Annotated in this window: 10 protein-coding genes and 1 pseudogene; 5 read left to right on the top strand and 6 right to left on the bottom strand. The window is 43.9% G+C overall.

The features are described 5' to 3' along the window. A partial coding sequence (locus IM322_RS06605; protein WP_287713154.1) for a tyrosine-type recombinase/integrase occupies positions 1 to 847 on the top strand: 847 nt, incomplete at its 5' end. A 64-nt stretch (positions 848 to 911) separates the two neighbouring features. On the opposite strand, the gene IM322_RS06610 is transcribed toward IM322_RS06605, so the two are convergent. Beyond that, positions 912 to 1,478: a hypothetical protein gene (locus IM322_RS06610; RefSeq protein WP_287699030.1), complete on the bottom strand. Its 567-nt coding sequence runs from the start codon at positions 1,476 to 1,478 to the stop codon at positions 912 to 914. Between the two features lie 669 nt (positions 1,479 to 2,147). Between IM322_RS06610 and IM322_RS06615 the strand changes: the two genes are divergently transcribed. Then, positions 2,148 to 2,930, top strand: coding sequence for a hypothetical protein (locus IM322_RS06615; protein WP_287674499.1), 783 nt, complete (start codon positions 2,148 to 2,150; stop codon positions 2,928 to 2,930). Positions 2,931 to 3,239: 309 nt separating this feature from the next. Here the strand turns inward: IM322_RS06615 and IM322_RS06620 are convergent, their stop codons facing one another. The 5 genes from IM322_RS06620 to IM322_RS06640 all read right to left on the bottom strand — a co-directional run bounded on the left by IM322_RS06620 (position 3,240) and on the right by IM322_RS06640 (position 8,209). Further along, on the bottom strand, positions 3,240 to 6,440 hold the full coding sequence (locus tag IM322_RS06620) for a hypothetical protein (RefSeq protein ID WP_287674496.1): 3,201 nt from the start codon (positions 6,438 to 6,440) through the stop codon (positions 3,240 to 3,242). Further along, positions 6,433 to 6,804: a hypothetical protein gene (locus tag IM322_RS06625; RefSeq protein WP_287674494.1), complete on the bottom strand. Its 372-nt coding sequence runs from the start codon at positions 6,802 to 6,804 to the stop codon at positions 6,433 to 6,435. Before IM322_RS06625 ends, IM322_RS06620 begins: the two co-directional genes overlap by 8 nt. 59 nt (positions 6,805 to 6,863) lie before the next feature. Next, the gene (locus IM322_RS06630; protein WP_287674492.1) at positions 6,864 to 7,070 is read right to left on the bottom strand and encodes a hypothetical protein; all 207 of its coding nucleotides are present in this window, start codon (positions 7,068 to 7,070) and stop codon (positions 6,864 to 6,866) included. Between the two features lie 209 nt (positions 7,071 to 7,279). Next, positions 7,280 to 7,462, bottom strand: coding sequence for a hypothetical protein (locus IM322_RS06635; RefSeq protein ID WP_287674491.1), 183 nt, complete (start codon positions 7,460 to 7,462; stop codon positions 7,280 to 7,282). A gap of 234 nt (positions 7,463 to 7,696) precedes the next feature. Continuing rightward, the gene (locus IM322_RS06640) at positions 7,697 to 8,209 is read right to left on the bottom strand and encodes a hypothetical protein (RefSeq protein ID WP_287674490.1); all 513 of its coding nucleotides are present in this window, start codon (positions 8,207 to 8,209) and stop codon (positions 7,697 to 7,699) included. A gap of 226 nt (positions 8,210 to 8,435) precedes the next feature. Between IM322_RS06640 and IM322_RS06645 the strand changes: the two genes are divergently transcribed. The 3 genes and pseudogenes from IM322_RS06645 to IM322_RS06655 form a co-directional block, all read left to right on the top strand. Continuing rightward, positions 8,436 to 8,672 (top strand): hypothetical protein, encoded by a 237-nt coding sequence (locus tag IM322_RS06645; RefSeq protein WP_008199081.1) that lies wholly within the window; start codon positions 8,436 to 8,438, stop codon positions 8,670 to 8,672. A gap of 11 nt (positions 8,673 to 8,683) precedes the next feature. After that, a complete protein-coding gene (locus IM322_RS06650) occupies positions 8,684 to 8,959 on the top strand; it encodes a hemolysin XhlA family protein (protein WP_287674488.1) in 276 nt (91 codons plus the stop codon). A gap of 30 nt (positions 8,960 to 8,989) precedes the next feature. Then, positions 8,990 to 9,243, top strand: a pseudogene (locus IM322_RS06655) (tyrosine-type recombinase/integrase); the annotation flags it as partial.

Genomic DNA, 9,243 nt, shown 5'->3' on the forward strand with positions numbered 1-9,243 from the left:
TCATACCCGCCGGGTGTACCAAAAAGACATAGAGAATTTTCTCGCTGATCTGGGTACGGAATTGGGGAAGTTTCTAACGCTTGATCGCCATGGGGCTTATGCCCTAGTCTCTCGCTATAAGGGGGATTTAATCAAAAAAGAACTAAAATCAGCAACTATTAATCGAAGATTAGCCGCTATCAAGTCTTTAGTCTCATTCGCTTACAATTGCGGTCACTGTGAGTTTATGTTAGAAGCGGTCAAGGGAGAGAAGCTGTGTGCTTATCGAGATACCACGGGCATTGACCCGGAGGCATTTAAGCGAGTGCTAGGGGGGATTGATCGCACTTCCCTTAAGGGTATCCGTGATTATGCCCTAATGATGCTTCTTTGGAGTAATGCCCTGAGAAGATCAGAAGTGTCTAAGGCTTCGATCGCTGACTTTGACCCGGTAGCTAAAACCTTAAGGATTTTTGGCAAGGGACGGGGGACTCAATCAGAGATTGTGTCTCTTGGAATTGGCACGGTCACGGCGATCGAGGCATGGCTAGAGGCAAGGGGGGAACATCAACCCGATAAGGCTTTATTTTGTTCTGTGAACATCGGCTACAGGGACGGCCGCCTATGCCCTCAAGCTATCTATGACATTGTTAAATCTCGCTGTCAGTCCGCCGGTATTACTAAGCCTATGAGTCCTCACCGGGTACGCCATAGTTCTATCACGGCAGCCCTAGAAGCTACCGGGGGGGATGTTAGGAGAGTCCAGAAATTGAGTCGCCATTCTAGCCTTAACACTTTGCTGATTTATGACGATAACCGGCGAAACCATCAAGGGGAAGTGACCGATATTTTAGATAGTTTAGTTTAGAGGATTGCACCTTAGTTTAGAGGATTGCACCCGACCGTCGCGATCGGTCGGGGTGATTATCGCTTTAACTTGCCACTAGATCAGCTTCTGAGATGCCAGACTCGATTAATCGGTGAATCAGGATGAATTTCGCACCCTTACTATCTAATCGGTGTTTTTTGGCTAGTTTTCGCAGTTCATTGATTCCTAACTTGTTTAGGGAAGCTGTGAGGTCACTGACCCCTATCTCGATCGCATTTATGTCAATGGCGTGACCGTTCCCATTGTGACCATTGTGACCGTTCCCATTGGGGGAAGTCTCGATCGCATCATCCGACGGTTCGGGTTCGGGATCGGGTTCGGCGCTTGCCAGTAAGGGAATGTCACCCTCATCGGTAAACAGCGAGATTAGGGCATCCTTGAAGGTTTCTCGTTCTGATGGGCTAATGGCTTTAATCATTGCCAGTGCCGTTTTTACCTGCTCGATCGCACTCTCGGAAGCATTCTCAGCCGATCCGAGTTGCTGTTGATACTGTTCCAATTCAAGCTTTTCGATTCGTAATGCTTCGATCCGTGCCTGTAAATCCTCGATTTCGTGGGAAATCTGAGAAATCGTTGCGGTAACTTCGGAAATCTTGGAAGCGAATAGCATATCTTTAATCCTCTTTAGTTTTCTAGGTTCTGCGGGGTTTTCTGTGGTGTTCTCTCAACCCCTTATATCTCTATAATACCCTAGTCACTTACCTAAGTCAACTACCTATTAATCAGACTTTACTAGGTAATTGACTACAAAACATTACTATATCTTATAGGTCACTTACTAGGGTACGGTAAGGTATTATAGAGATATAAGGGGTTTGGGAAAATATTTTTGATATTTTTTTTCCGACCCCTGAAAGTCAGGTGTATCAAGGCTTTTGGGCGTTTAGGATTAAAAAATCCTAAAGTAAAGAGATTGAGTTGAATTTAATCAGTCGCAGGGAATAATAGACTACTGGATTATCAAAGAGTCCAACTCTTGCTAGTTCTATTCGGAATTTCTTCACACTTAACTCGCCCGTTTGGACTTGCACCTAAGACAAATATTTCCCTTTGTCCCAGCACTTTTCACCGTCGAATGTTTTCCTTGGCAATCTCTTTACTTTAGGGTTTTCTCAACCCCTTATATCTCTATAATACCCTAGTCACTTACCTAAGTCAACTACCTATTAATCAGACTTTACTAGGTAATTGACTACAAAACATTACTATATCTTATAGGTCATTGACTAGAGTAAGGTACGGTATTAGACTAAAGAAGTAACCGACTAGGTAACTTACCATGACTACACAAAACAAGGCTGTAACCTGCTATCTACCAAAGGATATAGAAGATTTCATTACTGGGTACTGTAACGAGTACGGTATCACCCGTAAGGATAAGGAAGGTAATATTTACCCCTCTCTTGGCACTGGAATCATCGAGTTATTGAAGCTTTTAGCCTATAACCCTGAGTTAGTGAGTAGTCCTATACTCGATACCGTACCTAGTAAATTTAGTGAGGATGCGATCAAGAAAAAGATCGATGAGATTCTCGAAAAAAAGCTTAATTCGCCTGATACCGTCCCTAGTCAGGTAACTGACTTAGAGGGTAAGGTAGAGAGTATTATACTTGATAAGTTACCTAGTATAATACCTGAGTATTTACCAAGTGATTTACTGGCACGGATTGAAAATATGGAAAGACTGCTAAGGTTACAGCAATCGGCTTCGATCGCCGATCATTCCCCAATTCCCACCGGGGAACCTTCCCCCCTTCCCCCTTCCCCACCGGACCGACCGGCGATCGAAACCGTGACCCCGGAAGTTTCACCCTCACCACCGTCACCACCAGATCAACCGGCGATCGCTTCCATCGATGGAACGGTAACGGGTGCGATCGGGGACATAACCGATCAGTCTTCCTCACCGGCTAAAAAAAAAGGATTAACTGATAGTGAGTTGGCCCGGCATCTAGGAATCGATAAAAGCAATATCACTCGATGGAAACAAAAGGGGGAACCTACTCAAAAATACAGGGATAAATGGGAACTTCGCGGTCGGTTTTGGTACGAAAAAAATTAAGCCTAATTTTTCAAAGTGTCACTGGGGAATTCCCCACTGACACGCTAAATCTATTTTCAATCTTTGGATTTTTAACGATTGCATCGATTAAGATTTTACCTTATTCATCCTCACCTAATAAAGCTTTAGCAGGTAGGAATTTTAAGCGTTCCAGTGGTTTAATTTGATTGTTCATATTTTGAGTTTTTATCGCTTTTGTACGGCGATTTTACCTCAATTGATTAAGATTAGCCCTAACCCACTTCTCACCTCGAAAATGCCCTAAAAAGGGGGAAATAGAACATTTTCCGAGAGGGGATAAGTTAGCTTTTATGCACATAAAGCAGTAACGTGGGCGATCGCTAAAAGCTGATTAAGAAGCTTGTCTCTTATCGGAATAGGTATAAATCCCCATAAATTTGACCACTGACTGCGATCGAATACCTCTAGGAGGGCCTCAAATTCCGTTAGGAGTGAGTCCTCACCGGCAGCCTCTACATAGGACACAGCATCGTTAATTAGGTCAATGTCAGTCTGGGTAAGGTTTTCCGCTTGGCCACATTTACTATATGGGTTACTTATAGCAATTGTGGCCAAAATTTCATCTAAGAACTCCCGGGCGCGGTGAACGGTATTCCTTGCTAACCCTGCTAAAGAAGCGACGGCCCGCTCGGTTATTTTTTGCCCGGTTTCCTGTAGCTGACTGACAGCCTCACCTATTAGCCGCTTAGTCCGTTCTTTGACACTTTCAGCGTTCGGGGTTATCTCATGAGCTTTTATCTGCTTTAACTGGTTAGCAGGGATAAGGCCGCTAAAATCATAGTCGGTAAGCAGTACAACCTCGAAAATTCGATCTGGGTAAAGATTAGCCCTTAACCTTCCTATCTCTTGTTTAATGATTCTCAAAATTTGATGATGGACATAGCGATCGAAGTCTTCGCCATAGGGGTCATTACCCGTGCTAATGCTGTAATCATGCCGTAACGCTTCTAAGTTAGGTGTAGGTAGTCCATCGATTACTAACCGGTGTTTACCCGCGATTAAGTTAGTCCCTTGAGAATTGACAAAATGTCTTAGGCTTGTCTCATCCCCTTCATCTTTGCAGTGACTTTGGAATCTGATAAAAGCCGTGTTATCGGGGTCATTTTCCCGATAATGATCAAGGATGACTTTAGATCGTCGCTTTTGACCTTCCCCCCGATTAATACCCATTCGGCCAAGGTCTGACACTTGGATAAACCTGATATTTTCTGGAATCCCCCCCCCGGTAGTAATCAGATCAATTGTTAAGCCAGTTCGGGCTTCCAGATTCTCGATCGATTCCGTGGCCGATAAAAAGATGATTTTAGCGGCCTCATTTATAATCGCTTGCAATCTCTCATCTGGGAAGGAAACCGATAAAATACCATGATTAAGGGATAAATAGCCTTTACCCTGTAAAGCATTGATTAATTCAGGTATCCACTGCTTTAAAGCTTCATTTTCTGCTTTTTCCGCTAGGCTGTTATCCTTTTCAGAGAATGCCCGGCGAACTGCGATCGGCATATCAGCTATTGATTCCCCCATCTCAGAGATAGGGTCAAGGAAGCTTAAATTAGGGGTTAATGCTTCTTTTAGGCGATTTAAATCGAGATTACTAGGAATTAGCCCTAAAAGCTTCTCTCTTAAAGTTTTGCCGTCAATTCCATAGCGATTAGACTGCTTTTCCGAGAGAAGCTTCTTAATGGCAGAAAGTAAAGGCTTAAGAGATAGGAAAAGATCACTATCCCTTTCCGCTAGGGTTGCGATCGAGGCTGTAATATCTTTCTCTGATACCGTAACCTTTTTGGTAGTGTTAAAAGATAATTCACTCTCCTCGAAAATTAACGCCGTATTCCCATAATTAAACCCATTTTCAGGATCGAGAGACTTAGGCAGTGGTAAGCTTGCCGGGTGAGCGATTAATCGCTTAGATTTCAATGCAATGGCACGCTTTTGTAAGTAATCATAATCCCCCTTACCCGACCGGCATAATTCAAGGAATTGGCAACCTTGACAGATAGTCGATGATTCTATTCCGTGGCTTATATTTTGGTTAGCTAAGGCCGCATGAGTAAAGGGACGAGCGCAATTAGCCCGTAAATCTTTCTCTTGGAATCTATCAAGTGAATCTTTCCTTTTTCGTGTTCTTATCTCACCCAATTCATTACGGTATAGCCCAGCGTGACGACCCTCTGATATTGTCCATTCTTTTAACGTTGGGGTTGAGACATTTCGAGGGTCATTAGTAATATAAAAAATGTCGTTAACCCCTAGCTTGTCAGGGTTTAGCGTGCCTGCATCGTGACTTTTTCCGCTTCCAGTTGGGGAAGTATCTAAGATATATTTACCCGATGCCCATTCATTTAATCGATTAGAGCGGTCATAGATTTTTGCCTCTCGTTTAGTCGGTAAGGGTGAGGGTAAAGGTTTTCTATTTTTTTTCCGATCTCTTGCTACTAATCTTTTAACCTTTTCCCAGAATGGTAAAGGATCGCTTTTCCCCATTTCAAGGAATTGGCTAGGCGTGATAAATCCTACCTGATCTAGACTCGCTAACTCATCAATATCGTCATCATTTTTGGTTTTTTGTCCCCACCATGCGATTAATATCGACTTCCCTAGAGATTCCAAAAATTTAATCTCTTTAGACCATCTCAGCATCACTTGAGGGTTATTTATGTCCCCCGCGTCCGGGCATAAAATTAATTGTCGATAGGGTCCGATCGCTTCTTTAATCTGATTGGGACTACCTAAGAAATGCCCACTGGCTGCACCTATGGCATTAAGCCCATGCTTATGGGCATCGACAAAAGGCTTAAGGATACCCTCAGTTAACCAGACTTGATCGCTTTCCTTGCCATTGGGGATAACTGTTATGGGTAATTCATGATCAGCTAAGTGACTAGAAGTTAACCCCCTGGCCCATCGGTACTTAGAATCGGTGACATTCTCTAACCTTATCTGGTATCCGATCGCCCGGCCCTCCCCATCGAACGCTAAACAAGCGATACCCACACCACTGGCCGCTATCTTACCGTTAATCACGCCCGGTAGGTTGCGGGGAATATCGGCTGGTACCGGGTCATCGGGGTAGATAGAGAAAAATAAACCTGACTCGATCGCTTCCTGAGATAGTCCTCGATCCAGTAAAGACTGCTTATGCCGGCGGCTTAATCCTAGCGATTGCGATAGCAGTCTTAGAGCCTTGTCTCGATCCGGGATACTCAGGGCATTCTTAGCGTGTTCTTTTTCCCGTTCTAATCGTTCCCGTTCCCGCGCGGCTTTTTTCTCTAACCATTCCGTGCGATCGAAGTCTCTATCTTTTCTGGGAACAAATTTTCCCCACACCCCATTACTCGAAACCCCTAAGTAATGCCATTCTGGATGCTGTGGATCGAAGTCGATGTGACCGTGACATAGAACCAATTCCCCATCGGTAGAGTAGCGACAATCGGGGGAAGCTTCCCCACAGATTGGGCATAGGTTAGAGCGATTGAAAGCTTTAAGCATGGCTCACCACCCCCCGATAGAGATTCAAGGCATCGATCGCATCCTGATCTTTATGCCCGGCAACTTCTAAGATTTCTAAGGCTGTTGTGAGTTCCTGACAGGCGATCAATTGCCTCAATCCGTGTAATCGCTTTGGCTTTACCTTTGCAAACATCCCACAGGATCGGCATCGGTAGAGGGCGCGGACTATCCCATCTTCTGCCAATTCCCCTGATTTTCCGCATCGGGGACAGTTTACAGACGATAATGAATTGTGGTAAGATTTACTATAATGGCTAGTGTGTGATAAATCTTCTCGATCGCTAAAGGATTTTAAGGCATTGTAGGGAGTTTTAAGGTATAAAGTACCCTCTTGTTTTACCATAGAATTGCTTATTTTTAGTTTCCCGGGCAACATTCCAAGTGTTCCCGGGTTGTTTTTTGCTAATTTGACTCGATCGCTTGCGAGGCTAAGTGACGGCGGAGTATTTCTCGCAAGTAACTGCTAACAGTCCCCCCCTGCGCTTCCGCTAGGCTTTTTACCTTGTTAGCTTCTGACTCGCCAATTCTGACTGCGAGCTTGCTGGATCGGTCGTCGATTTCTGGGTTAAACGCTGGGCGGGCTAGAAGTTGATATTTAAGCAGTGGCATAATTTCCCTTTAAACATTCCTAGTCGATTGATCTTACTCTCGAACTCTGAGGACTTATCTCTCGATGGGGAATTCCCCATCGAGAGATTTTCAAAAAGCTAAGGTACTGGGTAAACGATCACCAATGCGGGTAAGGCAAGCGCGGTCCATCTCTAGACAGATCCCATTTTTGGGCATTGCCAACAGTAGCGATCGCGTTCCCCTGATTTTTAGCCTTCTGTAAGTTCGTAAACCCGTTTTAGCTTGTCTTCAATTTCGTGGCAATGATCAATAAAGGAGAAATCGATCGAGCCACTGTCTGAGAGATGGGTCAGGGCTAATCGCAAAATTTTAACCTGTCCAGTCGCTTGTAGAATGAGATCGCCGGCGGGGGCTGTTGTGGTTGTGGTCATTTTTCTTATTCCTAATGGGTGTTAATTATTGATAACTGATAACTGATAATTAATCCTTTAATTCCCAGTTAAATTCAATTAGAGAAAGATTATCATCGACTATCTCTATCTCTCGTTTTCCGTCGTTTTCGATGGTGATATTGGCATACAAATCATCGAGAAAAGATAAAGCCTCTTGTCGATTTTTAGCCTTTTTGTCTCCTATCGGGGGGTATCCCCCCGATTGCTATCTATCTAGAGTGCGAATTTCTTTTGAGCGCTGATAAACAGGGTGGTAGCGATCGCTCGTTTATCCTCTCCCTCAACCCCGATGGTTGACTCAACTTGATCGAGACAATATTTATAAAGTTTTGCCATTTCTTGCACATAATTGGCTATTTCACGCTTTTGATTGGGTGATAACTCGCTCTCGTTAGGTTTCTCGCTGTTGTAATTTGGGATAGGAGGGTTATTGCTTGCTAAATGCCGACTAACGGGTTTAACTGGCACGGGTGACTCTGGGAGAGGTTGTCCTAGACTGACTAAGTTGGGATACTCAACGAGACTATATTTACCCTTGTTATCGAGGGTTAAAGTTAAGCGAGCATTCCGGATAACGTGCTTTTGAGAGTAATCATCGTCACCACCGCGCCATACGGTCACTTTTTCCCCAGTATCGCGTCTTACACAGTCGATAACGGTTCTCTCACCGTATTTAGTGTTTACGCGGCGGGCGCGGTCGGTTGCCATTGCTTCGATAAGTTGCATAATAGAGATATCCTTTTTTGGATGATAGGCGATCGCTTTTCTGATTGGTAGTCGGTAGCGGTCGCTTTTGGTTTATATCTTTAGTATATAATCAAGTCTAGATATATATCAATACATAACATATATAAGTTTCTTATAGACAGTGACCCGATTAAACAGTTTTTCCTATATACAGGACAATAGATTAAAGTCTATAATCTATACATTATAGACAGAAGTATAGAATATGGCTAAAAATAAAATTCTGGCAACTTTTAGAGTCGATGAAGACGACTGGGAAGCATTTAAGCAGTGGTCTGAGAAGCGCGGCAATAGTGCGAGCGGTGAACTTATCCGATTTATTGAATCGGCACTAGGGAAGGCAACCCTAGACGATATGGACACAGTAGATAAAAAAATAGAAGCGGCGATCGCATCGCTACGCGCTGAATTGGTAAGAGAGATCGCATCAACGAAAAGATAGGAGTTTAGCTCATGTCTAACGAAACCGTGACCTATTCCCTTGAAGCCATTCTCAGGGAAATCAAAGACAGTATTAAGGAAGTTAGCCACAAAATCGACAAAATTGACGAACGGCTAACCAAGATAGAAATAGGACAAGCCAAACTGACTGAGAAAGTCGAGGGCATGGATAAAAGGCTCGAAAAGGTAGAGGGAACCCAGAAAAATCAGGTCTGGACATTAATCGTCCTTTTAGCAGGAGCGATCGGAACAGCAGCGTGGCGATCTTTTTTTTCTGGGAATCCTTAGCAATGTGTTGATAATGACCATTTTCGCTACATGAATAGCCGAATTGTACCAATTAACCCAAAACTATCTCACCTATCCCCTGTTTCCCCTTCCATAGACTGGGATACGGTTCTAAGTGACTGGCTAAACACTAAGCGATCGCTTCATACCCGCCGGGTGTACCAAAAAGACATAGAGAATTTTCTCGCTGATCTGGGTACGGAATTGGGGAAGTTTCTAACGCTTGATCGCCATGGGGCTTATGCCCTAGTCTCTCGCTATAAGGGGGATTTAATCAAAAAAGA

The organism is Microcystis sp. M109S1 (assembly GCF_020247025.1).
Classification (GTDB): domain Bacteria; phylum Cyanobacteriota; class Cyanobacteriia; order Cyanobacteriales; family Microcystaceae; genus Microcystis.

What these genes read in the sequence shown, in the direction of transcription:
- IM322_RS06650 (WP_287674488.1), top strand. Translation starts at nt 8,684, where the DNA reads ATGTCTAACGAAACCGTGACCTATTCCCTTGAAGCCATTCTCAGGGAA.
- IM322_RS06610 (WP_287699030.1), bottom strand. Translation starts at nt 1,478, where the DNA reads ATGCTATTCGCTTCCAAGATTTCCGAAGTTACCGCAACGATTTCTCAG.
- IM322_RS06615 (WP_287674499.1), top strand. Translation starts at nt 2,148, where the DNA reads ATGACTACACAAAACAAGGCTGTAACCTGCTATCTACCAAAGGATATA.
- IM322_RS06640 (WP_287674490.1), bottom strand. Translation starts at nt 8,209, where the DNA reads ATGCAACTTATCGAAGCAATGGCAACCGACCGCGCCCGCCGCGTAAAC.
- IM322_RS06625 (WP_287674494.1), bottom strand. Translation starts at nt 6,804, where the DNA reads ATGGTAAAACAAGAGGGTACTTTATACCTTAAAACTCCCTACAATGCC.
- IM322_RS06645 (WP_008199081.1), top strand. Translation starts at nt 8,436, where the DNA reads ATGGCTAAAAATAAAATTCTGGCAACTTTTAGAGTCGATGAAGACGAC.
- IM322_RS06635 (WP_287674491.1), bottom strand. Translation starts at nt 7,462, where the DNA reads ATGACCACAACCACAACAGCCCCCGCCGGCGATCTCATTCTACAAGCG.
- IM322_RS06620 (WP_287674496.1), bottom strand. Translation starts at nt 6,440, where the DNA reads ATGCTTAAAGCTTTCAATCGCTCTAACCTATGCCCAATCTGTGGGGAA.
- IM322_RS06630 (WP_287674492.1), bottom strand. Translation starts at nt 7,070, where the DNA reads ATGCCACTGCTTAAATATCAACTTCTAGCCCGCCCAGCGTTTAACCCA.